At 38.4% G+C, this 24,553-nt stretch carries 21 protein-coding genes; 7 read left to right on the top strand and 14 right to left on the bottom strand.

The genetic code is table 11. From position 1 onward, the window contains the following. Positions 1 to 37 precede the first annotated feature (37 nt). The 3 genes from A7A78_RS03520 (at position 38) to A7A78_RS03510 (ending at position 3,730) form a co-directional block, all read left to right on the top strand. Positions 38 to 2,035, top strand: a complete 1,998-nt coding sequence (locus A7A78_RS03520; protein WP_068761069.1) for an LTA synthase family protein — start codon at positions 38 to 40, stop codon at positions 2,033 to 2,035. Further along, entirely contained in the window at positions 2,025 to 2,912 is an 888-nt protein-coding gene (locus tag A7A78_RS03515) for a diacylglycerol/lipid kinase family protein (RefSeq protein ID WP_068761068.1), read from the top strand. The genes A7A78_RS03520 and A7A78_RS03515 overlap by 11 nt, the downstream gene beginning before the upstream one ends. A gap of 116 nt (positions 2,913 to 3,028) precedes the next feature. Then, positions 3,029 to 3,730 (top strand): DUF1003 domain-containing protein, encoded by a 702-nt coding sequence (locus A7A78_RS03510; RefSeq protein ID WP_068761067.1) that lies wholly within the window; start codon positions 3,029 to 3,031, stop codon positions 3,728 to 3,730. 1 nt (position 3,731) lies between these two features. Here the strand turns inward: A7A78_RS03510 and meaB are convergent, their stop codons facing one another. After that, positions 3,732 to 4,811 carry a methylmalonyl Co-A mutase-associated GTPase MeaB gene (gene meaB / locus A7A78_RS03505; protein WP_068761066.1) on the bottom strand — a complete coding sequence of 360 codons (1,080 nt, stop codon included), beginning with the start codon at positions 4,809 to 4,811 and terminating at the stop codon, positions 3,732 to 3,734. Positions 4,812 to 4,902: 91 nt separating this feature from the next. On the opposite strand from meaB, the gene A7A78_RS03500 reads away from it, so the two are divergent. Beyond that, a complete protein-coding gene (locus tag A7A78_RS03500) occupies positions 4,903 to 5,328 on the top strand; it encodes an Ohr family peroxiredoxin (protein ID WP_068761065.1) in 426 nt (141 codons plus the stop codon). 58 nt (positions 5,329 to 5,386) lie between these two features. Here A7A78_RS03500 and A7A78_RS03495 read toward each other — a convergent pair whose 3' ends face one another. After that, positions 5,387 to 5,908, bottom strand: a complete 522-nt coding sequence (locus A7A78_RS03495) for a DUF2383 domain-containing protein (RefSeq protein ID WP_068761064.1) — start codon at positions 5,906 to 5,908, stop codon at positions 5,387 to 5,389. Positions 5,909 to 6,222: 314 nt separating this feature from the next. Here A7A78_RS03495 and A7A78_RS03490 point away from each other — a divergent pair, with 314 nt between their 5' ends. From A7A78_RS03490 to A7A78_RS03480, 3 genes are read left to right on the top strand one after another with little or no spacing between them, the layout of a single operon-like run. Then, complete coding sequence (locus A7A78_RS03490; RefSeq protein WP_094746025.1) at positions 6,223 to 6,768, top strand: RNA polymerase sigma factor; 546 nt, start codon at positions 6,223 to 6,225, stop codon at positions 6,766 to 6,768. Beyond that, positions 6,752 to 7,372 (top strand): hypothetical protein, encoded by a 621-nt coding sequence (locus A7A78_RS03485; protein WP_068761062.1) that lies wholly within the window; start codon positions 6,752 to 6,754, stop codon positions 7,370 to 7,372. Before A7A78_RS03490 ends, A7A78_RS03485 begins: the two co-directional genes overlap by 17 nt. After that, on the top strand, positions 7,344 to 8,753 hold the full coding sequence (locus tag A7A78_RS03480; protein ID WP_068761061.1) for a YggN family protein: 1,410 nt from the start codon (positions 7,344 to 7,346) through the stop codon (positions 8,751 to 8,753). The genes A7A78_RS03485 and A7A78_RS03480 overlap by 29 nt, the downstream gene beginning before the upstream one ends. A 241-nt stretch (positions 8,754 to 8,994) precedes the next feature. On the opposite strand, the gene A7A78_RS03475 is transcribed toward A7A78_RS03480, so the two are convergent. The 12 genes from A7A78_RS03475 to A7A78_RS03425 form a co-directional block, all read right to left on the bottom strand. Then, positions 8,995 to 11,649: a YCF48-related protein gene (locus A7A78_RS03475; RefSeq protein ID WP_068761060.1), complete on the bottom strand. Its 2,655-nt coding sequence runs from the start codon at positions 11,647 to 11,649 to the stop codon at positions 8,995 to 8,997. A gap of 199 nt (positions 11,650 to 11,848) precedes the next feature. Further along, the gene (locus A7A78_RS03470) at positions 11,849 to 12,976 is read right to left on the bottom strand and encodes a tetratricopeptide repeat protein (RefSeq protein ID WP_117624752.1); all 1,128 of its coding nucleotides are present in this window, start codon (positions 12,974 to 12,976) and stop codon (positions 11,849 to 11,851) included. Beyond that, entirely contained in the window at positions 12,960 to 14,528 is a 1,569-nt protein-coding gene (locus A7A78_RS03465) for a tetratricopeptide repeat protein (RefSeq protein ID WP_068761058.1), read from the bottom strand. Before A7A78_RS03465 ends, A7A78_RS03470 begins: the two co-directional genes overlap by 17 nt. Before the next feature lie 161 nt (positions 14,529 to 14,689). Next, a complete protein-coding gene (locus A7A78_RS03460; RefSeq protein ID WP_068761057.1) occupies positions 14,690 to 15,343 on the bottom strand; it encodes a DUF1579 domain-containing protein in 654 nt (217 codons plus the stop codon). Between the two features lie 135 nt (positions 15,344 to 15,478). Next, positions 15,479 to 15,955 (bottom strand): DUF4199 domain-containing protein, encoded by a 477-nt coding sequence (locus tag A7A78_RS03455; RefSeq protein WP_068761056.1) that lies wholly within the window; start codon positions 15,953 to 15,955, stop codon positions 15,479 to 15,481. A gap of 95 nt (positions 15,956 to 16,050) precedes the next feature. Continuing rightward, complete coding sequence (gene secA, locus A7A78_RS03450) at positions 16,051 to 19,410, bottom strand: preprotein translocase subunit SecA (protein ID WP_068761055.1); 3,360 nt, start codon at positions 19,408 to 19,410, stop codon at positions 16,051 to 16,053. 194 nt (positions 19,411 to 19,604) lie between these two features. Beyond that, entirely contained in the window at positions 19,605 to 19,826 is a 222-nt protein-coding gene (locus A7A78_RS03445) for a DUF2795 domain-containing protein (protein ID WP_014782927.1), read from the bottom strand. Positions 19,827 to 19,968: 142 nt separating this feature from the next. Beyond that, entirely contained in the window at positions 19,969 to 20,541 is a 573-nt protein-coding gene (locus tag A7A78_RS03440; RefSeq protein ID WP_068761054.1) for a cob(I)yrinic acid a,c-diamide adenosyltransferase, read from the bottom strand. A gap of 150 nt (positions 20,542 to 20,691) precedes the next feature. Next, a complete protein-coding gene (locus A7A78_RS15065; protein ID WP_165593544.1) occupies positions 20,692 to 20,868 on the bottom strand; it encodes a hypothetical protein in 177 nt (58 codons plus the stop codon). Positions 20,869 to 20,980: 112 nt separating this feature from the next. Beyond that, the gene (locus A7A78_RS03435; RefSeq protein ID WP_068761053.1) at positions 20,981 to 21,685 is read right to left on the bottom strand and encodes an ABC transporter ATP-binding protein; all 705 of its coding nucleotides are present in this window, start codon (positions 21,683 to 21,685) and stop codon (positions 20,981 to 20,983) included. 113 nt (positions 21,686 to 21,798) lie between these two features. After that, positions 21,799 to 22,581 (bottom strand): O-methyltransferase, encoded by a 783-nt coding sequence (locus tag A7A78_RS03430; RefSeq protein WP_068761052.1) that lies wholly within the window; start codon positions 22,579 to 22,581, stop codon positions 21,799 to 21,801. A 38-nt stretch (positions 22,582 to 22,619) separates the two neighbouring features. Further along, a complete protein-coding gene (locus tag A7A78_RS03425) occupies positions 22,620 to 24,494 on the bottom strand; it encodes an ABC-F family ATP-binding cassette domain-containing protein (RefSeq protein ID WP_068761051.1) in 1,875 nt (624 codons plus the stop codon). Positions 24,495 to 24,553 lie beyond the last annotated feature (59 nt).

Below are 24,553 nucleotides of genomic sequence, written 5' to 3'. Positions count from 1 at the left end.
TAAGTATTCGTTTTAATAAAACTAACCAACTTTAATTATGACATTATTCTCAAAATTTTCACCAAAAAGGTTTCGGCTTTTATGGTATTTTGTTGGTACTTTTATTGTGCTTTCAACCATTATCCGTCTAGTTTTTACTTTTTGGATGTTGCCCGAAGTAGATACTTCCTTCTTCAAAATTGGCAATACATTACTCATCGGTTTTCTTTTTGATATTGGTACGGTTTCCTTTTTTGCAATTCCGTATGCACTGTATTTATTGGTTTTTCCAAAGAAATGGTACGGATCATTATTTGATAGAATTATAACTTGGTTTGCTTATACATTGGGTCTCGTTATTTTTCTTTTTTCCTTTTTTGCGGAAATAACTTTTTGGGAAGAATTCAAAAATCGCTTCAATTTTATAGCGGTTGATTATTTAATTTATACCTACGAAGTAGTAAAAAACATTAACGAATCTTACCCAATTCCATTATTGGTGGGCGGTATTTTACTGCTGACGGCTTTTCTTCTTTTTATGACGAAACGCAAAGGCATTTTTCAGAAAACATTCCACAACGAAACCACTTTTAGGCAGAAGTTATTGCCAACGGCTTTTTTTATAGCTATTGCCGCAATTTTTGCGCTATTCGTAAAAAACAAGGATGCCGAACAATTTGAAAACCGCTACAATAACGAAATTGCTAAAACAGGAATCTATTCCTTCTTTGCGGCTTTTCAGAACAATGAACTTTCGTTTACTGATTTCTATAAAACTATTCCCGTAAAAGATGCCTTTGCGGAAGTTAATTCTGAATTCAGAAAACGCGGCGACAGTCTTCTTTTCCCCGAAAAGGAATTGATTTACCGTAATATTTCAAATATAGATTCACTACCCGAACAAAAACCAAACGTTATTTTTATTTGCGTGGAAAGCCTTAGCGCAAAATTTCTCGGCAGCTTTGGCAATACCGAAAACATCACGCCAACGTTAGATTCTTTAGCAAACCACAGCTTGTTTTTCAACAATCTTTTTGCAAATGGAACCCGAACTGTACGCGGTATGGAAGCGATAACCTTATCAATTCCACCAACGCCGGGCCGAAGCATTGTGAAACGTGAAAATAACCAGCATCTTTTCACCATTGGCGAGGTTTTTAAGCAGAAAGGTTACACTCGGAATTTCTTCTACGGCGGCGACGGCTATTTTGATAATATGAACAGTTTTTTTGGAGGAAACGGTTTTAATATTGTGGATCGCGGTCGAGGTTTTTTAATGGATGCTAGCATTACCACAACTCGCACCAATATAGAGGATGAAGAAGTAACTTTTGAAAATGCGTGGGGAATTGCAGATGAGGATATTTACAACAAAGTAATAAAAGTTGCCGATGAAGCCCACAATGCTGGTAAACCTTTCTTTGATTTTGTGATGACGACCTCAAACCACCGTCCATATACGTATCCGGAAGGGAAAATTGATATTTCATCGGGCTCGGGTAGAAGTGGAGCGGTGAAATATACAGACTATGCCATTGGCGAATTTTTAAGGAAAGTCAAGCAAAAAGAATGGTACAAAAACACGGTAATAATAATTATGGCGGACCATTGTGCTTCCAGCGCTGGAAGGCAGGAGCTTGATGTGAAAAATTATCATATTCCCGGCTTGATGTTGAACTTGCCAAACATTTTACCAGAAAAGGTTGATAAAATGGCTTCGCAGATTGATATTTTTCCAACGCTGTTTTCATTATTAAACTGGAATTATAATACCAATTTATACGGTACCGATGTTTTAAAAATGAAACCCGAGGAAGAACGTGCTTTTGTGGGCACGTACCGAAAACTAGGGCTATTAAAAGGCGATGATAAAGTAATGGTTTTGGGCGATCAAAAAATTTCGAACTATTATCAATGGAATCGGGAAAGTAACGAACTTATTCCATTAAAGGAAAACGAAGCTTTCTTAAAAGAAATCATTTCAAACTATCAAACCGCGGACTATCTATTTTCAAACGGTGGGTTGAAGCTGAAAAGTTTAGGACTTGAGGACTAATATTCATTTTATTGTAAATCCCATTGCGGGCAAAGGAAAAAATGAACTTTCCGAGGCTTTGCTGGAAGCATATTTTCCAAAAACGGAATATTCAGTTTCAATAAAGAAAACAGAATTTGTGCTTCATGCCACAGCGCTCACGAAAAAATCTATTGAAGAAGGAGCAGAAATTATTGTTGCCTGTGGCGGTGATGGCACTATTAACGAAGTGGCTTCCTGTTTGGTGAATACATCGGTGATATTTGGAATTTTGCCAATGGGTTCGGGCAACGGTTTGGCTTCCAATCTAAAAATTTCAAAAAATATAAAAAGGGCGCTCGCCATTATTAAGAACCAAAATATCATTGCTATTGATACGGGAACCATAAATGGCGAACCGTTTTTCAGCAATACAGGCGTTGGGTTTGATGCGCACGTTATTTCAGATTTTGAGGAAAATACTACCCGACAACTTTTTAGTTATTTGCAATCCACGTTGCGAACGCTGAAAAAATACCATTATAAAAATACGGTAGAGTTGAAATACAATGAAACCACTGAACTGATTTCACCCTTTCTGCTTTTCGTTTCAAACTCCAACGAAATGGGTTATAAAATGAGTTTGACCCCGAGAGCGTCTTTACAGGATGGATTACTTGATTTGGTTATCGTTCCCGAGCTTTCAAATTTTAAACTTTTCATATTTACTTTACTTTTTCTTTTTAAAAAACATCATTGGCTGGAGGAAGTTAGGTTTAAACAAATTACTTCTTTGGAAATTAAAAGTGTGGATAATATTATTTTGAAAACACAAAAAGACGGGGAGTTTTTTGTTCCGAAAGAGCCAAAAATTGAAATAACAATTCATCCGAAAAACTTGAACGTCTGTGTTTTATAATAGCCTATTTTTACACTAAATTTTGTAGTTATGAAATGCCCATTAACGATTTATAAACCAACCGAAGATGTAAATTGGGGCATTCCATCTTCCGCTTTCTTAAATATTTTCTACAGATGAAAACATTCGTAAGCAGTATTTCAGGAAAGGAATTTCCCGAAAGTGAAAAAATGCATGCCAAGATAATTCGAAAAGCTATTTTCGATTTAATAAATAAAGAGCACCCTTCCTTTAACCATAACAGTTATATATCTGTTTCAGAACTGAACCAGTACCGCCAAAAGTACATTTCGGAATATCTTCTGGATGAGGTTGGCGAACTGGGAGAGCTTGAAAAAGACGTGTTGGAAACCATTCAAAACCAAGAAGCTATTTCCTCTAAAATAATTATGGAGGAAGGTTCCGTAAAATTCACCTACGGGCAACGCTTGGCTGATACTATTGCGAGTTTTGGGGGCAGTTGGAAGTTCATTATCATCTTTGGGGCTTTCATCCTTGTTTGGATGTGCATCAACATCATTTTTTTGTCTAGTAAGGCTTTTGACCCTTATCCGTTTATTTTGCTGAATTTAATTCTTTCATGTTTGGCTGCGTTGCAAGCTCCAGTGATTATGATGAGCCAAAACAGGCAGGAAGAAAAAGATCGCGAGCGCGCCAAACAGGATTATATGATAAATCTGAAATCTGAGTTGGAAATACGGATGCTGCACGAAAAACTGGATCATTTGATTATTCACCAACAACAGGAACTACTAAATATTCAGCAAGTTCAGGTAGAAATGATGGAAGATATTATGAAACGTTTAAAAAAGGAATAATTTATTTCTTTTTTGTTATTGAAAGCAATTTTTCAGCTGCTTCAAAAGGAGTAGTTTTGTTTTTGTCCAAAGCGTTCAATTGGTTTTCAAGTTCTTTTTTCACGGCAGCATTTGCGTAAAATTCACTTTTCAATCTACTTTCAATAGTTTGCAACAACCAGAATTTGTTCTGCTCTTTTCTTTTATACTGAAAATAGCCGTTGCTTTTTACGGTGTCAAAATAATTCATAATTACTTCCCAAATTTCTGAAATACCTTCGTTTTTAATGGCGCTGCACAGAAGGGTTTTTGGTGCCCAATCGCTTTCCTTTGCCGGATAAAGATGTAATGCACGATTAAATTCCGTTTTGGCCATTTTTGCAGCCTTCAAATTTTCACCATCAGCTTTATTGATGATTATGGAATCTGCCATTTCCATAATACCTCGTTTTATGCCTTGCAGTTCGTCGCCAGCGCCGGCAAGTTTTAGCAATAAAAAGAAATCGGTCATGGAATGGACAGCGGTCTCGCTTTGGCCAACGCCAACGGTTTCAATCAAGATAACATCAAAACCAGCCGCTTCACAAAGAATTATTGTTTCCCGTGTTTTTCGGGCTACGCCTCCCAAGGTGTCGCCACTTGCGGAAGGACGGATAAAGGCGTTTTCTTCTTTTACCAAATCTTCCATTCGGGTTTTATCGCCTAAAATGCTGCCTTTGCTAATGCTGCTGCTGGGATCTACGGTTAAAACAGCTACTTTTTTCCCTTCGGAAATAAGCAGCTTTCCAAAACTTTCAATAAAAGTACTTTTACCCACCCCTGGAACACCTGTAATTCCTATGCGGATAGAGCGATTTGCATGTGGCAAGCATTTCTCTATAATTTCCTTTGCTTGCTGTTGGTGTTTTTGGGCCGTACTTTCAATAATAGTAATAGCTTGGCTAAGGTCTGCTTGGTTTTGATTTAAGATACCTGCAACCAATTCCTTGACGGATAGCTGTTTCTTTTTAAGATGCTTTACAATTTCCTTGTTTAGGGTTTCGGGTTGCGAAACGCCCTCTTTTTCGTTTAAAGCAGTTGTATTTTTTTTGTTAGCAGCCACAGCGTGAATTTAGGACAATTTTATGAATATGTTTTTTAAAAAGCCAGTTTTCGGTAGTATATTGACTGGAATTTAATCAAAAATAGAAAAGATGAAAACATTATATGAAGCAACAACTACTGTGGTAGGCGGAAGAAAAGGACATTTAAATACTGATGATGGCAAGCTGGACTTGGCTCTTTCTGTTCCAAAAGGTATGGGTGGCGATGGCGGCGATGGAACAAATCCCGAACAACTTTTTGGCGGAGCCTATGCTGCGTGTTTCGGTGGAGCGGTGCAAGTAATTGCTAAAAAGAAGAAAATTGAACTTTCAGACGACTTCAGTATTACGGCAACCATCGGTTTTTGTGAAGATGAAGATGGTGCTTTTTTAGAAGCAACGTTGGATTGTTATCTGCCGGGGGTGGATGTAAAAACGGGCGAGAGTATAATTAAGAATGCCCACAAAATATGTCCTTTTTCAAAAGCAACCCAGGATAATATTACTGTAAACCTAAATTTATTGTTAGACGAATAAACAGATTATTTAAATATTTATAAAAAAAGAAAAGCCCTGAATTCAGGGCTTTTCTTTTTTACATTGCTTTTAAGTTTATCACCTTCCCACCTTCATCTTCTTTTTTTGGATCTTCTTTTTTTGTTTCCACAAAAGGATTTTTCTTAGGCTGTTGCGCGGCTTGCTTGATGTACCACTCTAATTGATATTTCTGTTTTTCCAGAAGCTCAAGAATGCCATCTGGCAATTCCTTGCGTTCCAAAAGCTCATCATATCTTTTGATGTTGTTTCTATCTCGGCTTATGCAAGAATTAACAATGGCTTCGGCATCAAAATGCTCCAAGGCTTCTTTTATTTCCTGCCAAGTGCGGTCCAAGTTTCCTTTTTCAGAATCTTCTTTTAAAGGTTCAATGTCGCGTGAGTGAAGCTCGTTGGAAATGTCGTGGCTCATTCGATTGCGTTCAACGGCCATGTAGTTTAAAAACCTTTTTAAATCGGTGGTTTGGGCGTCTTGGGCAGCGTTATAGTATAATTTTTCTGCTTCAAAGCAGGCTACCAATAAACGGTTTAGTTTGTCAAAATCGGCGTATTTCTTTTTCATAACGGATGGTTTTATCAAATTTAGCACAAAAAACAACTGTTTTAAAAAATCTTCACTTTTTTTATGAAGAAGATAACAGTATTTTATAAGCTAAATTATGTATTTATACAGGCATAATTTGTGCCAAAAATTTCAAGGGGAGAAAAACTGTATTGTGTATTTTTAAAAAAGAACGCGACCAGTTTATCTGCCTAATATACGAAATTTTTTAGATTGGGGTTTGATAAAATTTTTTCAAAAAAAATTCAAAATTTGCAACAACCAATTTCTTTTGTCGTCTTTTAAGGGAACAGCAACCAAAAAAACCATCAAGTTTGTCCGATTTATTACTCATCGAGCAATGCAAACAGAGCAACCGTAAGGCGCAAATGGCGCTCTATGGAAAATATTGTGACGGCATGTTTGTAATAGCCCAGAGATATTTAAAGGACACCGCGGCCGCGGAAGACGCGATGCAGGAAGCTTTTATTAAAGCTTTTAAAAAACTGAGCCAGTTTAAAGGAGACGTCACTTTTGGGGCTTGGTTAAAAAGGATTGTAATCAACACTTGCCTAGATGCAATCAAGGCAAGAAAACTTGAAACGGAATCCATTAATGAGGAAGTTTTTACAATTGTCCAAAGTGAGGAAGATTGGTCCATAGCAGATGAAACTACTGTTTCGGAAGTAATGGCTGCAATTGATGAACTGCCGGATAATTATAGAACTGCGGTAAAATTATTTTTAATTGAAGGGTATGACCATCAGGAAATTTCAGAAATACTGCAGATTTCTGAAAATGCATCGCGGACCTACCTGCACCGTGGAAAAACAAAATTGAAAGAAAAACTAAAACACTTGCGCTATGGCACGGGATATTAAAAAAATGTTTGAGAACTACACTCCGGAACCTTCAACCCCTCCAACGGGGCACGAAGCACGGTTTGAGGCGAAATTGGAGAAAGTTTTTTCAGAAAACATTTCTGAAGAAAAAAGCACTTCATTCCAGTGGCTGAAAATCGCGGCTGTGGCAATCGTATTTTTTGCGGTAAGCTTTTTTGGGTACCAACAATTATCTAAAACAGGGGGCAACATTCCAAACGATCCAAAGAATTCTGTGGTGGATACTAATACCGAAAATAATAACCAAAGCGACACCCCTAAACTTACATTGGCAGATATTTCACCAGATTTGAAAAAGGTGCAGGATTATTATATGACGGGAATCAATGTGCAATTGGCTTCACTGAAAATCACAGATGAAAATAAAGAACTGGTAGATGGCTATATGCAGAGACTTTCAGAATTGGACAAGGAATACACTGCGCTGAATGCTGAATTGAGCAAAGTAGGCCCAACCGAAGCCACCGTAACCGCTTTGATTGATAATTTGAAAATACGTTTGGATTTGCTGTTCAAACTTAAAAACAAATTAAAAGAACTTAAAAACCAAAACAATGATGAATTTAAAACTATTCAATCGTAACGTTGCAGTATTAGTACTGCTGTTTATTGGCACACTGGGCCATTCACAAAAAAATTATGTGGAGAGCTTCAATGTGGCCGATGATGTGGAAGTATCCATAAATACTTCGTTCACCAATGTTGTTTTTGAAACTTGGAACAAAAACAAAGTAGAGGTTGAAGCCTATATTGACGGTGAAAAACTGTCAGAAAAAGACAAGCAAGATTTGATGAAAAACTGGAATCTTGACATTACCGGAAACAGTAAAAAAGTAAGTATCACATCCAACGCGGGCAATCAAAGTTTTGCGATGAATGATATGCCGCAATTAGAATTTATTGGCCCCATGATGGAAAATATGGTTATGCCAATGATTCAAAACATACAGGTACCGCCACTTCCGGAGGGTCTGTTTGAGGATCTTGGCAATATTCAGTTTGATTATGAGGAATGCCAAAAAGATGAAGAAGCTTATATGAAGAAATTTAATGCGCAAATAGAAAAGAAATTTGGTAAGGATTTCGAAAAAAAGATGGAAGAATGGGGCAAAAGTTTTGAAGCAACCTGGGACGAAAAAAAAGGGGATAGCATTGGCGAAGCTTATGGAGAAGCAATGGAAGCTTGGGGAGAAAATTTTGGAAAGCAAATGGAAGCCTGGGGCGAGGCTTACGGGAAAAAAATGGAAGCTTGGGCCGAACAGCTTGAAAAAGAAGGAGGCAATTACACAAAAACGGTTACCAAAAGCCCAAATGGAACCTCAATAGTTATTCAGGGAAACCGAAGCAGTAACATTAATACTGGTAATGCTAAAAAGACCATTATCATCCGTCTGCCAAAAAATGCAAAAACGAATGTGAACATACGTCACGGCGATTTAAAAATGGCAGATGCTAATAACATCAAAGCCAATCTTGATTATACATCTTTTACAGCAAACAGCGTTGATGGGGGGCAAACCCTCATCAATGCTTCTTATGCTCCCGTAGTTGTGAATTTATGGAAACAAGGCGTGCTGAATGTGAAATATGTGGATAAATGTAGAATTGAAAATGTTCAGAACGTAAATCTGCAAGCCAATTCCAGCGATGTGCGTATCGGCAATATTACTAATCAAGCCTTTCTTTCCGGATCGTTTGGAGATTTGAGCATCGCTAAAATTTCGGACGGTTTTGAAACTATAGACATCCGTTTGGAAAATACCGATGCCAAAGTGAAAGTGCCAATGGGTGCATTTTCGTTTTATTTCAACGGAAAAAAATCTACTTTGAAATATCCAAAATCACTTCATCTGAAAGAATCCAAAAGCGCAGATAGAGTTTTAGTAAAGGGATATAACCAAAACAATACCTCTAATAAAACCATAACAATCAATTCTACTTACAGCAATGTTTCACTTCAATAAAGAGTTTTCGTATGATTTGAAATTCTACTATATCATTTCTTCATAAAATATCTTCATAATAAAAACCCCTTTCCAAAAATGAAAAGGGGTCTGCACCTATAAGTGCTTAGAAATAGGGGAGTCTACAATTTATTTTACAGGGCTCTTTTTATAAGATTTTTAAAAACCGCCCCCAAAGCTTTTGAAGGCGGTACTCTAGAAAACTAAATTAATTATGAAAAAAATACTGAATAATAAATTTTTAGTTTTTTATTATTTTGAAAGTTTCCGTAGCATTGTTTGCTATTACCCTTGCAAAGTAAATACCTGTTGATAAGGAATTTAGATTGATCTCACCATGCATTGCATTTAAACTTTTCGTCATTAATTGTTGACCGTTGATGTTATATATCTCAACCGAAGTGATTTCAGTTTTAGCCGAAATTTGCAAAATATCATTCACTGGATTTGGATAAAGTGCTAGCTCTGTTAATTGGCTGTCATTTACACCTAATGCTTCACAAGTTAATTGCAATTGGAAATTCCCTGCTTGGGTGTCATCATACCCTTCAATCATAATGATATAAGTAGATGTACCATCAGATTCAAATTCAAGTTCTGGTTGGTTCACGCAAGAACTGTCGTTAAACGCTATTTGATTGGTAAGTGTGCAATCTGAATAAACTCTTACTGTTGTAGGGAAATTTGTATCAGGTCCACAAGCGTTAAGGGTAATGGTTTGGGGAGTGCCAGTTCCAGTATAAGAATAGAACACATCGGGAGAAGCATTTCCACCAGAGTTTGTTGCAAATATTGTTGAGTTTGTAACCAAATCGCCACAATTCAATACTATCGCATTCTCACAGCCATCATTAGTTGGCACGGCAGGAAGCTGAACACGGTAAGTAAATAAATCTCCCCAAGGGCCAATTGTAGGGTCATAGCCCCAACCGGTAATATATTCGCCGTTAAAAGAAATTGCGTTTGGAACCCATATTGGGCTTGCATCCATAGTGTAGCCTAAGGTATCGGTTACGAATGAATTAAATTCCTGCAAACCACCACTTGCTGTCCATATAAATGGAACGTTTGGATCCCAAGGACCAATTTGAAAATACCCGATTACAATACTACCATCGTAGTTTATACCCGTAACATTTCCTGAACTTCCGGGAGCCAAAGTACCTAATGACATATATCCCGTAGCTTCACTCCAAATCCATGGTTCGCCATTGTTTGCATAGTCTCCACGGCCTCCAATCCAATTTCCATCTGCAGAGATAGCGCTGCACTCGCCCAATTGGTTGTATTCATCTGTTGGATCTCCGTTGGGGTCAACCAAGAGATATTCGTTTGGCAGCCAATTCCCGTTTGCATCTTTTCGCCATACAGCCGATTTCCAAGGCCCATTAAAATCCTGCCAACCTACAATTATGTTTCCATCGCCACTAACGGCGTTTGCCCTTGTGCTGCGGTTGATGTTTGTGTAAAGACTTCCCAAATCAACAAGCCCGTCTGCTGCTGTCCAAGCCGTAGCATGTACGGCTATACCTGGTTCCCCCGGAGTTGGTTCTACATAGGCACTTCCCACTACGGTGCTTCCATCTGCAGAAATATTATAGCCCGAGCTTAAATTGTTATCCACTGGATAATCAAAACTATCAAGAATGGTCCATTCAGCATTTGCAACATTATACATGGATTGTATGGAAAAGGTATTGTTTTCAGATTCTTTTCGGAACATTACACCTTGGGATCCAAAAATAAATCCACGACCGTTCGGGGTATATAACACTTCGTATAGCGCCTCGTTATAATTAGAAGTTCCCATATTGTTAATAGGGAAGGTTTCCCCACCGTCTTCTGAAGAAAATATCATCTCGGGAGTTCCAACGAGTGTAACATGATCTGCATCCAACCATGCTACATCGCGCCAAATAGGTCCGGGACTGTTTGCCACAGTAATGGTTTGCCAAGTGGCTCCTCCATCTGTGGTTTTAAGTACGATGTCGTCACCTACCGCAAAACCGGTGTTCATATCATAAAATTCAATGCCAGCCAAGACACCCGCACCTGAGAGTACCGTAGTCCACGTTGCACCGTTGTCTGTTGATTTTTGGATGGTGCCTCCGTTTGATAGCATAAAATAAGTATCGCCACCCACATACGTCAGTCTGTCCGGAATTGCATCAACCCCAGTAGCTGGAGTCCAAGTAGTACCTCCATCAGATGTATAATATATTGTACCGGGGGCACTGTTTGGGAAAGCACCTATAATTCCATTTTGCCAATCTTTGAAAACTACATCGGTATAATACCAAATATCTGTTCCAGGGGCCATAGCGGTCCAAGTGTTTCCAGCATCAGTAGTTTTTCCTGCATAGCCGCTCCATCCAGCTACATAACCAGTGTAGGAATCTGGAAAACTCATTCCCTCAATACCTTGATTGGTACCTGTCCAAAGTTGTTCCCAAGTATCTCCAGCATCATACGTTCTTAATATTATTCCATTTCCATTATAAGTTGAGGATTGTCCAGCGGCAAAACCAAGAGAGTTCTGATTGTCCGGGAACTCAATACCTGTAAATATATAGTTATAACCTGTATTCATTTTTTCCCATTCGGTTGGGGTGGTAATTTCCATGTAAGAAGTCCCAGAGAGTAAATTTCCATCCGCTGAAAACCTTACTCCACCACCAACTCCAAAGCCTGGAGCAGCACCTCCAATTTCTTCAAAAGTATTCGCGTCGGCATTCCAAAGAGAGTATGGCCCTGCTTGGGCCTCATATCCAGAAACCACCCCGTCATTTGAAACCCCTTGGGTTTCAAAAAAGGAAGGCTTTACCACAAATTGGGCAAATAGTGTACTTGTGCTTGCAACACAAAAAAGCAAAATTAGTAATAGTGTTTTTTTCATTTTAAAAGTTTTTATTGATTAAATGGTAGTCTTTTAACTGATGGCTAAAGTATGTGCTGTTATACTATAATAAAAGAAACTATCTTTTGAAATTCGTGAATTTTAAAAGCGAAAAAAAACGTATAAAGCGCTGTTAATCAATAGCTTTTTGAAATATTTTGTAGAAATTTAAAATGAAGTATAAAAAAGGTTTTTCAACCTAATTTTTAAGTTTTTCTTGAAGATTTTTAAGTTTTTTCTCTTCAGAAATTAGCAATCTAATTATCATGCCCAATGCAATAATGATGAATAATATTAAGAAGATTTGTATGGGACTATAAAATTTATGTAAAGAGTCAATTTCTTCGGCTTTGCTTTCCGTGAGGTTTATCAAGGATTGGTTTACTGATTTTCTTTCCGCTTTTTTGGTCTGTTTTTGCAGGGCTAAAAATTTGTTGTGATAAAGAGTATAGTTTTCCCAATCGTGTAAGGCAAGATAATTATTCGCCAGCCCATCATAGAGTCCCTTATTTAAAATTAAATCGCCCACATTTTCTGATGTTTGACTAGCATTGTTTAAAAGAATTATGGCTTCATTATAGTTTCCTTCCAGTGTTTTTGCTTCTGCCAGACCTTTTTGCCCAAATGCAATTAAGCTTTTTGCCTCTGCGTTTTGTGCATAATCAATAGAATTTAAAAAACTGGTTTTTGCTTCCTCTATTTTATTGAGAGTTAAAAGACAGTTTCCTTTATTGTAATAGCAAATGCTGAGGTTGGCGTTTCTTAAATGTGGCTCCGTAGCTTTTTCATAGGCTTTAATTGCTTTGTCGAAATATTTCAATGCAATTTCACAGTTCATTTGCTCCCGATAGATAAAGCCTCTTAGGGTTGCGTTATACCCCAAAAAAGGCTGCACGGAATCTTGAATTGGATAGCTTTCAATCAATAGCAATGATTGGTCCAGATAATCAATTGCTTTGTCGTAAATCTGAAGTTCTTGATAATGGCCGGCAATTCGGTTAAGAATGTTCATCTGTTGCCGCTCGTTTTTTATATCTGGGATTAAACTTTTAATTCGTTCCACATATTCTGTGGCTTTGTTGTAATCCCTTTTTGAGGAGTAGGCGGTTGAAATTGTAAGCAAGGCATTCACTTTATTCTTTACGGAAACATCGGGATAATCATAGGCTTGTTGAGCGAGAATTATGGCTTTGTCAGGGTTTTCGTAGATCAACACGGTGGATTTTTCCAACAGACTGTCTACGTTTTTTTGGGCATAAGTAGTTTGTAAAAGCAAAAAAATGCTTCCTAAAAACAGCGCATTTCTTAAACTATTCCACATCTTCATATTCTTCTGTGTAAATTTTCGATTTCACTTTTTTATCCCGTAGAAGTTCTATAAACACAGTAGGAGGTATACCCGTAACGGCCTTAAAAACTGTGGCAAAACTGCTGTGCGAAGAAAAACCGCTTTCTTCGGCTAAATAGCTTATTTTATATTGCAGATAAGTTCTATTGTTTTTAAGCTTTTCTGTTATATAGTTTATTCGCAGTTCATTTATGTAACTGTTGAAGTTCTTGTTTTTATAGTTGTTTATTATTTCGGAAAGATATTTGGTGTTGGTCTCAAACTGCGAAGCTAACATGGCTAACGACATATCCTGTTTCGTGAATTGTTTGGAATTTTCAAACTGGTTCAATTTTTTTATCAAGGCCTCTTCCGTTTCCTTGGGAATGTTCATTCTTTTAGAAACCTCTTTTTCTGGCAGCGTTTCTATTGGGTTTTGTTTCTTTTCGAAATAATTTATAAAACGCTCATATTGCCTGGCTCTGTTTCTATACCTGTACCTCAAAATCACCCAACTGAGCAGCAAAAGAAGTAAAATGGCTCCCATGATTATAAGATTTCTTTGGTATGTTTTTTTTACCTTCTCTTTTTGCGCCGTGTGATTGTCGTTTATATAATTGTAGAGCGAGTTTACAGCCTTATCTTCTTCTGCCTCTATATTGCTGGTTATTTGGCTACTTTCAGTTCTGTTGGAATAGAAAAGCGAAGCCTTGTCCATTACCAAATAAGTTGCGGAAAGCCCTTCCATTATTTTTGAGGTATAGGGCTTATTATCTAGGTTTTCTGAAATTTCCAATGCTGCTTGATATGCCATAAGCGATTGGGGATAATCCTTCTGAAGAAAATACAATCTGCCGAGCTGGTTAAGTGTAACCATCCGCAAAAAAATATTGGATGGTGCTTTTGAAGTATCTTCCAATGTGGATTGTAAATACTTTTTTGCAGTATCGAGATTTGTAGCGGCCAAATAAATTTCTATGATTAAAGCAGTTGTTTGGTTCTTAAGTATTTTATCTGGAATCTCTTCAAAAAAAGCATTCGCTTCTAAAAGTTTTTTTAATGCTTCCGAATAATTTTCTGCTTCTATAAGTTTATGACCCTCAATCAACGCTGTTCCGGCATTTAAATACCTTGTGGTTTTTTGTTCGCTTGTTTCTCCCACAGTAGCTTTCGTTCTTGTAAAATACTCCTCGGCTACTATATCCATCCCCAACTGGTTAAGAAGTGAAATGGAAGAAATACTAGTTTTTAAAAGCATCTCCAGATCTTGAGTGCTTTCAGCCAGTTTTTTTGCTTCTATTGTAGCTTTAACCGCATTATCAAAATTTCCCATAACATTATATGCTTCTGCAGCTAATAAATAGGACTGAATTTGCTGTGAGGATTTTGTGGCTTTTTGAATTATATGTTCCGTTATTTTAACGGTTTCCGAAGGCTGGGTGTAGAGAATATTTTCGGCTTCCTGCAACATTTCGGTATAGTCGTTATCACTTTGTCCGAAACTATTTATGAGAAATAAGAAAAAAAATATGATAGATAAAGAAAACCGCATAATAAGACCTACAAGCGTTCAAGGTACGTAAAAATTACTTTTTCCGTCCAAAAAAATACTGTTCACCCAGACAGGGCAAAACAACTGAAAGTTGTTATTTAAAACAAAAAAATCCCGAAGATTTTACACTTCGGGACTTAAAATATCTGAGTACGGAAAAATTAAGCGCGCTTCATCACAATTTCCATGTTTTTATATTCTCCACCCCCTTGAGCGGTCTCAAACATTTCCATTTTTCGGGTATTGTCATCTATTATGGTATACACTTGTTTCATCTGTTTTTCTTTCCCTGTCATAGGGTCTACCATCGTGCCTGTAAGTGTTGTGGATTTACTGGCCTCATCATATTTACCTCGCATTACGGACAAACCAGTACCCATATTGTCAATCCAAGTGGAAATGTATTCATTGGTGGCATTATCATAAGCCAAAGTGCCTCTTCCCTCAAAAGGCATTCCCATCATTTCGCCCGTAGTGGTACTAACTTGATAGCGACCGCCCATTATCATTTTTACTTCTTCAGTTGCAGTTGCTTTTTCTGGGGGCGCATCAGGTCCCATCCAAAAAGTGAGTTCATCATTCCATTTGCCTTCCTCGGCAGCCATTCTTTTGTGGGGCTCACCGGGCGTCATATATGCTTCCCAAGCTTTTTGCATTGCCACGGAATCCATCGGTGCTTCCGGGGTTTCAGGTTCTTCCATTACTATGCTGTCCTTTACCACGGAATCTTCAGCTTCCATTGGTTTTTTCGTTTCATTTTTGCAGGAAACGAAACAAAGGGCAAGCGCTGCTGTTGCTAAAATTAGTTTTTTCATACGTGTTGATTTTAAGGTTGATTTTAATAGCTAAGTTATGAAAAAAACTATTATGCAATAAGTATTCAACTCATTATAAGCTGTTTAATTTCTTTGAGCAACTTTTAAAAAGAAATTTTTTCTGAAGAAATAAGTTTATTTTTTTCGAACAAAAATGGCAACAATTGCCGCAGTAGCAATGCCGAAACCCAAGGCTCCAAAAGCAGATTGCCACATATAACTATTTATATTGAAATATTCGTTGGCCTTTGTGCGTGTCATTAAATCATTGGTAACGGAATATTCTATCACGTTGTTGAAGTATTTCGGGGTGATAAATTCATGTGTAATATATTGGGCCAATGGTGAAAGCAGTGCTACAAAAACACTCAGTATAACTCCTGAAATAAATCCCTGCAACCAGGTCATTTTGCCGCCATAAACCCGTCTTCTTTTTTCGCGCATTTCCAGTAAATACATCAAAATTGCGAAAGGAGCAAAAAGAAGCGTTAGCCATTGGTGGTTTGCAATCTGTTCTTCGTGCCAGCCCAAGGTTTTTTCGAGCAACATCCATGAAAGCATGGTTATGGTGAAAATCACTGCCCACTTCAGTTCAATGTATATTTTTTTCATAAATAATCTTGTTTTGAGCTTAAAGATACTTCATTTTCCCAATAAAAAATCCCGAAGGAATGCTTCGGGATCTTATTATAAGTTTAGGAAAAATATTAATCATCCACAAGCACCCAATCTCCTTTATCAAGCAAAGGAATTGCCTGTTTAAATTTCATCTCTTTATTTTCACCGCTCATCACGTGCTTGATAGTAACCTTATCATTACGGTTAATTTTTGGTTTATCACGCACTATGGTTTCCGTAACCTGTTGGTGTTGCGATTGTGTGTTTCCTGCAGCGCGGGATTGTGCGGCGCGCTCGTCCATATTCGGGATTTCATCTTTCTGCTCGCTCAGTTTTTCTTTTTGTTTTACCTCGCGTGCTTCTTGGATTTGCTGCTGGTTTTCCTGAGGCAATTCCCCTTTGAAAAGAAACGAAATAACGTCTTTGTTCACTTTTTCAATCATTGCTTTAAAAAGTTCAAAAGCTTCGAATTTATAGATAAGCAAAGGATCTTTCTGCTCGTGAACAGCAAGCTGAACCGATTGTTTCAGTTCGTCCATTTTGCGTAGATGCGTTTTCCAAGCATCGTCAATAATGGCAAGTGTGATGTTCTTTTCAAAATCGTTTACCAATTGCTTTCCTTCGGTTTCGTAAGCTTTTTCAAGATCGGTAGCTACGTTCAATGTTTTTACACCATCCGTAAATGGAACAAGAATACGTTTGTATTTATCTTTTTGCGTTTCGTAAACGTTTTTGATAACTGGATAAGCCATTTCGGCATTGCGCAACATTTTATCCTGATAGTGAAGGTAAGCAGCTTTGTATATTTTTCCTGCAATTTCACGAGCGTCCATTTTCTCAAATTCCTTTTCTGAAATAGGGGAGGCCATAGAGAAAAAACGGATCAATTCAAACTCAAAATTCTTGTAATCCTGTGCTAGTTTGTTGCTTTCTGCAATTACTTCAGAAGTATCATAAATCATATTCGCAATATCCACTCGAAGTCTGTCCCCAAAAAGCGCATGGTAACGACGTTTGTATACAACTTCACGTTGGGCGTTCATAACGTCATCATATTCCAGCAAACGTTTACGGATACCGAAGTTGTTTTCCTCCACTTTTTTCTGTGCGCGCTCAATGGATTTTGAAATCATAGAGTGCTGAATCACTTCGCCTTCCTTCAGGCCCATACGGTCCATCATTTTCGCAATTCGCTCGCTTCCGAAAAGACGCATCAAGTTATCTTCCAAAGAAACATAGAATTGTGAACTTCCCGGATCACCTTGACGCCCGCTACGCCCGCGCAACTGTCTGTCCACGCGTCGTGAATCGTGGCGTTCGGTACCAACAATTGCAAGTCCACCCGCTTTTTTCACTTCGTCGCTCAATTTAATATCCGTACCACGACCCGCCATGTTTGTTGCTATGGTTACGATCCCGCTTTTTCCCGCTTCGGCAACAATATCTGCCTCGCGTTTGTGGAGTTTTGCGTTCAAAACGTTGTGCGGAATATTTCTGATACTCAACATTCGGCTCAATAATTCTGAAATTTCCACGGAAGTGGTACCAATTAAAACAGGTCTTCCAGCTTTTGAAAGCGCAGTAACCTCTTCAGCTACGGCGTTGTATTTTTCTCTTTTTGTTTTGTAGATTTTATCCTCGCGGTCGTGTCGGGCGATTGGGCGGTTGGTGGGAATTTCAACCACATCCAGTTTGTAGATTTCCCAAAGTTCGCCAGCTTCTGTTACAGCGGTACCTGTCATCCCCGAAAGTTTGCGGTACATACGGAAATAATTTTGAAGTGTAATGGTTGCAAAAGTTTGGGTTGCAGCTTCAATCTTTACGTTTTCCTTTGCTTCAATTGCTTGGTGAAGCCCATCACTGTAACGACGCCCGTCCATAATACGGCCGGTTTGCTCATCCACAATCATTACCTTGTTTTCCATCACCACATATTGATCGTCTTTTTCAAAAAGTGTATATGCTTTCAGAAGTTGGTTCATCGTGTGGATACGCTCGCTTTTCACAGAAAATTCACGGAAAAGTTCGTCTTTTTGGGCAATTTCTTCTTCTTTTGAAAGACCCTTTCTTTCAATTTCAGCAATTTCAACACCAATTTCCGGCATTACGAAGAAATCTGGATCGCCTTCCCCGGAAAGATAATCTACACCTTTATCGGTAAGTTCAATTTGATTGTTTTTTTCGTCAATCACAAAATACAGCTCGGCATCAACCTTTGGCATTTCACGGTTGTTGTCGCTCATATAATGGTTTTCCGTTTTTTGGAGAATTTGTTTCACTCCTTCTTCGGAAAGATATTTTATCAATGCTTTATTCTTCGGCAATCCGCGATATACACGTAACAATTGAAAACCACCTTCTTTTGCATCGCCCTCTTTAATTAGTTTTTTTGCTTCCGCCAAAACTCCTGTCAAATATCTTTTTTGGACTTCAACAATATCGTTGATTTTTGGTTTCAGCTCATTGAACTCATGGCGGTCACCTTCGGGCACGGGACCAGAAATAATCAATGGCGTACGCGCATCGTCAATCAAAACAGAATCCACCTCATCCACAATGGCGTAATGGTGCGGACGCTGAACAAGATCATTTGGTGAATGTGCCATATTATCACGCAGATAATCGAAACCGAATTCGTTGTTGGTTCCATAAGTAATATCAGCTAAATATGCTTTTCTTCGCGCTTCGGAATTTGGGCGGTGGTTGTCAATACAGTCCACTGTCATTCCGTGAAACTCAAACAATGGCGCCATCCAAGCGCTATCACGTTTTGCAAGATAATCGTTCACCGTTACAAGGTGAACGCCGTTTCCGGCAAGTGCGTTGAGGTACATTGGCAGCGTTGCAACCAAGGTTTTACCTTCCCCGGTGTGCATTTCGGCAACTTTTCCTTCGTGTAGTGCCACCCCACCAATAAGCTGGACGTCATAGTGAACCATATCCCAAGTGATGGGCTTTCCTGCGGCATCCCAAGAGTTTTTCCAAATGGCTTTGTCCCCTTCAAGGTTTACGTAATCTTTATCCGCAGAGATTTCACGGTCAAAAGGGTTTGCGGTAACGGTAATGGTTTCATTATTTTTAAAGCGTTTTGCGGTTTCTTTCATCACGGCAAAAGCTTCGGGAAGTATTTTGGTGAGTGTCGCCTTTTCAATTTCGTAGCGATCATCCTTTAGTTTGTCAATTTGGTTGTAGTAATCTTCTTTTTTATTGATGTCATCCTCGTTTTCCGATTGTTTTTCAAGGGAATCTATTTGATCCTGAACATCTTTTTGGGCATCTTTTATTTCTTTTCTGAAGAAATCCGACTTCGCTCGAAGCTCATCGTTGGAGAGTTTTTCAATTGCTTCCTCGTGTTTTTTTACTTCGTTTACTAGCGGCTGTATTTCGCCTATATCTTTTTTTGATTTATCGCCTACGAAAACTTTTAGTACGTTATCTAATATTCCCATGATGTGTGTGTTATTTTGATGTGCTGCAGCGCAACACAGTTTTGTCAATTTATATTATGTTTTTCGTTGCCAATGAGGTTTCGACTGCGCTCAACCTGACATCAGGACGACTTTTCCGATACTTTTTAAATAAAAAAAAGCCTCGTAAAAGAGACTTTTTATATTATTTTTTAATTTTTCCCAAAATCTTGGGATTAATATTCATCCTCATTCCAGAGATAATCGTCGTCGGTAGGGTAGTCTGCCCAGATCTCTTCAATAGAGTCATAGGAGTCTCCTTCGTCTTCAATTGCCTGAAGGTTTTCCACTACTTCCAGTGGAGCACCGGTCCTGATCGCGTAATCAATCAATTCGTCTTTGGTTGCGGGCCAGGGTGCATCGCTTAAATAGGATGCCAATTCTAATGTCCAGTACATAGCACTATAGGTTTAATTTTCTGCAAAAGTAATTTTTTAGATCAAAAAGTCAAGAAAAATCTTAATTATTTCTGCTATATTTTAAAGAACTTATTTAAACAACTGAAAATCAATTATTTAAAATTATTGTTTTGGAAGAAATTTACAGCTTCTTAGGAATCCATTGTGTCTCTTCTGCGTTGGTGTCTTTAGACAACTTTCGTGCCAGCACAAAGAGGTAGTCAGATAGTCGGTTTAAATACATCAGCACCTTTTCGTCAATGGGTTCATTTTCATTTAAAAGCGTAGTACGGCGTTCTGCACGGCGGCAGACAGTACGGGCAATGTGACAATATGACACGGTAGAATTTCCACCTGGCAAAATGAAATGCGTCATTGGTGGCAGGGAGTCGTTCATCCTGTCCATCTCTTTTTCTAGGAGCTCGATATCTTCTTCGTCAATTTTTGGAATATTTAAACGTTCCTTTCCGCTTTTCAGTGTGGCTTTCGCAGGATCGGTTGCTAAAATAGCTCCAAGTGTAAACAGCCTATCTTGAATATGAACCAAAATTTCTTTGCTGCGAGGGTCAATTTCTTGAGTGCGGATAAGCCCCAGATACGAATTAAGCTCATCCACCGTACCGTAACTTTCAATACGAATGTTGTGTTTGGAAACTCTTGTGCCGCCGAAAAGGGCAGTAGTGCCTGCATCGCCGGTTTTGGTATATATTTTCATTTAGAGTTTGTGGTTTATTGTTTGAAGTTTGTTGTTTTTCAAAGTTACGAATAACTGATTTAAAATTCTTGCAAAGGCGCTAAGACACGAAGTTTTTCTAAAAAGAATAATTTTTAAACTGTCCACTGCGTACTGACTACTGCGTACTGACTACTGCGTACTGTCCTGCTCCCGATCCTTTTTCCGTTCGTAATAACTGTTTCTGAAATTTTTCGTTCTGCGTTGCCGCTGATTTGTAGCATTTCTTTTATTCCAAAAATAGAGAATGGCTAAAAGAAGTATTCCGCCAATTATTAAAAGCAATGGATTTGAAAGGTCTAAATTCATATTTCAAAGATAAAATACGAAATGGGAAATATGAAATTAGAGGTTAGAAATATCTTTTTTCTAATTCAAGAAACAAGGTTAATTAATTCACAAACTCACCCAGAAAAACTGCCTACTGCGACTGCAAACTGAGACTTTTTTTCGTATCGCTCTCAACAACACCATCCCGAAGCCGAATAATTCTGTGTGCATTTTCTGCAATTTCCTCTTCGTGGGTTACTAAAATCACTGTGTTTCCTGCTTTGTGAATTTCATTGAAAAGATTCATTATTTCATCTGAAGTTTTAGAATCTAAATTTCCTGTTGGCTCATCTGCCAAAATGATGGAAGGGTGGTTTACCAAAGCCCGGCCCACGGCAACACGCTGGCGCTGTCCTCCTGAAAGTTGGTTGGGTTTGTGGTCCATTCGGTCTGCAAGGCCAACATCGGTCAATACTTGTTTTGCACGTTCAGTTCTTTCGCTTTTTGAGGCACCCGCATAAATCATGGGCAAAGCAACATTTTCCAGCGCAGTGGTTCGAGGGAGAAGGTTAAAGGTTTGAAAGACGAAGCCGATTTCCTTATTCCGAATTTCAGCCAACTCGTCATCGGTCATATTGCTTACATTACTTCCGTTTAGCTCGTAAGTACCGGAAGTTGGCGTGTCCAAACATCCCAAAAGGTTCATTAAAGTAGATTTTCCAGAACCGGAAGGCCCCATCAATGCAACGTATTCGCCGCGTTCAATGTCCAGATCAATTCCTTTTAAAACTTTAACCACTTCATTCCCAAGCGGAAAATCCCTTGTGATGTTTCTGATTTTAATAACTAAGCTCATAGACGTTTTTCAATATGATTTAATAGGACGCAAAGGTACGTGGGTTGTTACAAATTTAGTTCAAAGTTGAAAGTTTAAAGCAAAAAGTCATCTTTACCATCAACCATCAACCATCAACCAATCCTTATCACAAAATGCTGCTTGGGTTGTTCCTTTCTGAAAAAAACCAGCCCCCATTGAAAAGTATCGATGCTTACCGTTACTTTTTCATTTGCGATTATTTTCTGCCAAGCCTCAGTCATATCCTTGCTCCAATAAATATCATCAAAAATAATTATAGAATCATTGTGTATATTTTTTAAAAGGGAATTGAAATACCCGAAAGTCCTTTCTCCATTGTGGTCGCCGTCTATAAATATTAAATCGAATTTTTCTGTCCCGAAATTTCGGGATTGAAGAAATTCTCTGAAAAGCTTTTGGTGTATCTGAATATTGTGCAAGTTGAATTTTTCAAAATAATCCTGTGCTTTACGTAAGGTGTTCGGGCAACCTTCCACGGTATTAATGGCGGCAAATTCATTCGAAAGTGAAAGCGCAACCGTTCCCAAACCCAGTGAAGTCCCAAGTTCCAAAATATTTTCACTGTTGAAATATTTCGACAAGCGGAATAGTAGTCGTTGGCGTTTTTTGCGCATTCCCGCATTTTTCAAAACCGCGGAAACTTTTCGTGCGCTGCCTTTAAAAACTCGCGAACCTTGACCAAAATCCTTCATTTCAAAAGTTGAAGTATCGCTTCGCAAAGCTTTTCTGTGCGATTTCAGAATTTCGTATTCGTGATATTTCGTTTTATCATTAAAACACTTCGTCACCAAATCATATACAAATGGCGAATGCACGCCGTGTTTGTTTTTGGCAAGCCGAATGAATTTTATGTAGCTTTTTGATTGGTGTATCATAATTCATAATTCATAATTCATAATTCTGAATTCTGAATTCAGAATTCCTCCATTTTCGCTGAAAGCTCAAACCAACGTTCTTCCTTCGCTTCAATTTTATCCATAATCTCCTGTAGCTTTATGGATTGTTTGTCAATCTCGGCGCCATCCCAGTTTTCAGTGGCAAATTTATTCTGAAGTTCCTCCCGATTTTTTTCAAGATTGGCTATTTCCTTTTCTAGCTTGTTGTACTCCTTTTGCTCGTTATAATTAAGTTTTGCGGGGCTGGAGTCTTGTTTCCAATCTTTTTTAACCTTTGGAGTAGCTTCACTCGCTTCACGTTTTTCCTGCACATTGCTATCTTCATAAGCCCTAAAATCTGAATAGTTTCCGGGGAAATCTTCCACTTCGGCATCCCCTCTAAAAACAAAAAGGTGATCCACAATTTTATCCATAAAATACCGGTCGTGGCTCACAACCAACAGACAGCCGGGAAAATCCAAAAGGAAACTCTCCAAAACATTTAGCGTAACAATATCTAAATCGTTCGTAGGCTCATCAAGAATTAAAAAGTTTGGATTCTTGATAAGAACGGTACACAAATAAAGGCGTTTACGTTCGCCACCGCTCAGTTTTTCAACAAAATCGTATTGTTTCTTCGGGTCGAAAAGAAAGCGTTCCAAAAGCTGCGAAGCAGAAATCTGCCGACCTTTTTTCAATGGGATATAATCGCCGTATTCGCGAATAACATCTATTACTTTTTGGCCTTCCTTAATATTGATTCCGGCTTGGGTGTAGTATCCAAACTGAACTGTTTCACCTACGACCACTTTCCCAGAATCGGGTTTTAAAGCTCCCGTAAGAATATTCAAAAATGTGGATTTTCCTGTTCCGTTCTTTCCGATAATTCCCACTCTTTCCCCACGGTTAAAGTTGTATTCAAACTTATCCAAAAGCACTTTCTCGCCAAACGATTTTGAAATTTTGTGAAGTTCCACAACCTTGGTGCCCATGCGCTCCATGTTTAATTCAAGTTGAACTTGGTGATCGTTTCGGCGTTTGCTGGCACGGTCCTTTATTTCGTGGAAATCGTCGATTCGGCTTTTGCTTTTAGTGGTTCGCGCTTTGGGTTGGCGGCGCATCCACTCCAATTCCTTTTTGAAAAGTTGCTTCGCCTTGCCAGTTTCCGTGGCTTCGTTTTCTATTCGGGCGTCGCGTTTCTCCAAATAATAACTGTAATTTCCTTTATAGCTGTAAAGCGTTCCCTCATCCAATTCTACAATTTCATTACAAACGCGTTCCAAGAAATAACGGTCGTGCGTAACCATAAAAAGAGTGAAGTTTTCCTTTGCGAAAAGATTTTCCAGCCACTCAATCATTTCAAGATCCAAGTGGTTGGTGGGCTCATCCATTATCAACAAATCTGGAGTAGTTAAAAGTGCATTTGCCAATGCCAAACGTTTTTTCTGTCCGCCACTGAGGTTGCCCACTTTGGCGTGCAAGTCTTCCAACTTTAATTTGAAAAGAATCTGTTTGTAGCGAGTCTCAAAATCCCAAGCGTGATGCGCATCCATAGCGTCGAATGCCTTTTGGTAGGTTTCGGAATCATCTGGATTTTCAATGGCGTGTTCGTAATTTTCAATTATTTTCAGAATGGGATTGTCTGAAGAAAAAATAGTTTGTTCCACCGTTAGTTTCGGATCCAAATCTGGTTCCTGTGGCAGATAGGCAATTTTTAAGCCTTTTCTGAAAACCACATTTCCCGTATCGGCCTTGTCGTTTCCGGCAATAATATTAAGAAGGGAAGTTTTCCCCGTTCCGTTTTTGGCAACGAAACCTATTTTTTGTCCTTCGTTTATTCCAAAGGAAATATTTTCAAACAAAACCCGCATCCCGAAGGATTTGGAGATATTTTCTACTGAAAGGTAATTCACAGTTTAAATTTTCGGCAAAAGTACTGTAAATGTTTAATGAATGAATAATGAATAATGAA

Source organism: Aequorivita soesokkakensis (genome assembly GCF_001641085.1).
Classification (GTDB): domain Bacteria; phylum Bacteroidota; class Bacteroidia; order Flavobacteriales; family Flavobacteriaceae; genus Aequorivita; species Aequorivita soesokkakensis.
This window is presented reverse-complemented; position numbering and strand designations above follow the sequence as displayed.

Coding starts and splice junctions, on each gene's coding strand:
- A7A78_RS03520 (WP_068761069.1), top strand. CDS start 38: ATGACATTATTCTCAAAATTTTCACCAAAAAGGTTTCGGCTTTTATGG.
- A7A78_RS03510 (WP_068761067.1), top strand. CDS start 3,029: ATGAAAACATTCGTAAGCAGTATTTCAGGAAAGGAATTTCCCGAAAGT.
- A7A78_RS03500 (WP_068761065.1), top strand. CDS start 4,903: ATGAAAACATTATATGAAGCAACAACTACTGTGGTAGGCGGAAGAAAA.
- A7A78_RS03495 (WP_068761064.1), bottom strand. CDS start 5,908: ATGAAAAAGAAATACGCCGATTTTGACAAACTAAACCGTTTATTGGTA.
- A7A78_RS03485 (WP_068761062.1), top strand. CDS start 6,752: ATGGCACGGGATATTAAAAAAATGTTTGAGAACTACACTCCGGAACCT.
- A7A78_RS03480 (WP_068761061.1), top strand. CDS start 7,344: ATGATGAATTTAAAACTATTCAATCGTAACGTTGCAGTATTAGTACTG.
- A7A78_RS03475 (WP_068761060.1), bottom strand. CDS start 11,649: ATGAAAAAAACACTATTACTAATTTTGCTTTTTTGTGTTGCAAGCACA.
- A7A78_RS03470 (WP_117624752.1), bottom strand. CDS start 12,976: ATGAAGATGTGGAATAGTTTAAGAAATGCGCTGTTTTTAGGAAGCATT.
- A7A78_RS03465 (WP_068761058.1), bottom strand. CDS start 14,528: ATGCGGTTTTCTTTATCTATCATATTTTTTTTCTTATTTCTCATAAAT.
- A7A78_RS03460 (WP_068761057.1), bottom strand. CDS start 15,343: ATGAAAAAACTAATTTTAGCAACAGCAGCGCTTGCCCTTTGTTTCGTT.
- A7A78_RS03455 (WP_068761056.1), bottom strand. CDS start 15,955: ATGAAAAAAATATACATTGAACTGAAGTGGGCAGTGATTTTCACCATA.
- secA (WP_068761055.1), bottom strand. CDS start 19,410: ATGGGAATATTAGATAACGTACTAAAAGTTTTCGTAGGCGATAAATCA.
- A7A78_RS03445 (WP_014782927.1), bottom strand. CDS start 19,826: ATGTACTGGACATTAGAATTGGCATCCTATTTAAGCGATGCACCCTGG.
- A7A78_RS03440 (WP_068761054.1), bottom strand. CDS start 20,541: ATGAAAATATATACCAAAACCGGCGATGCAGGCACTACTGCCCTTTTC.
- A7A78_RS15065 (WP_165593544.1), bottom strand. CDS start 20,868: ATGAATTTAGACCTTTCAAATCCATTGCTTTTAATAATTGGCGGAATA.
- A7A78_RS03435 (WP_068761053.1), bottom strand. CDS start 21,685: ATGAGCTTAGTTATTAAAATCAGAAACATCACAAGGGATTTTCCGCTT.
- A7A78_RS03430 (WP_068761052.1), bottom strand. CDS start 22,581: ATGATACACCAATCAAAAAGCTACATAAAATTCATTCGGCTTGCCAAA.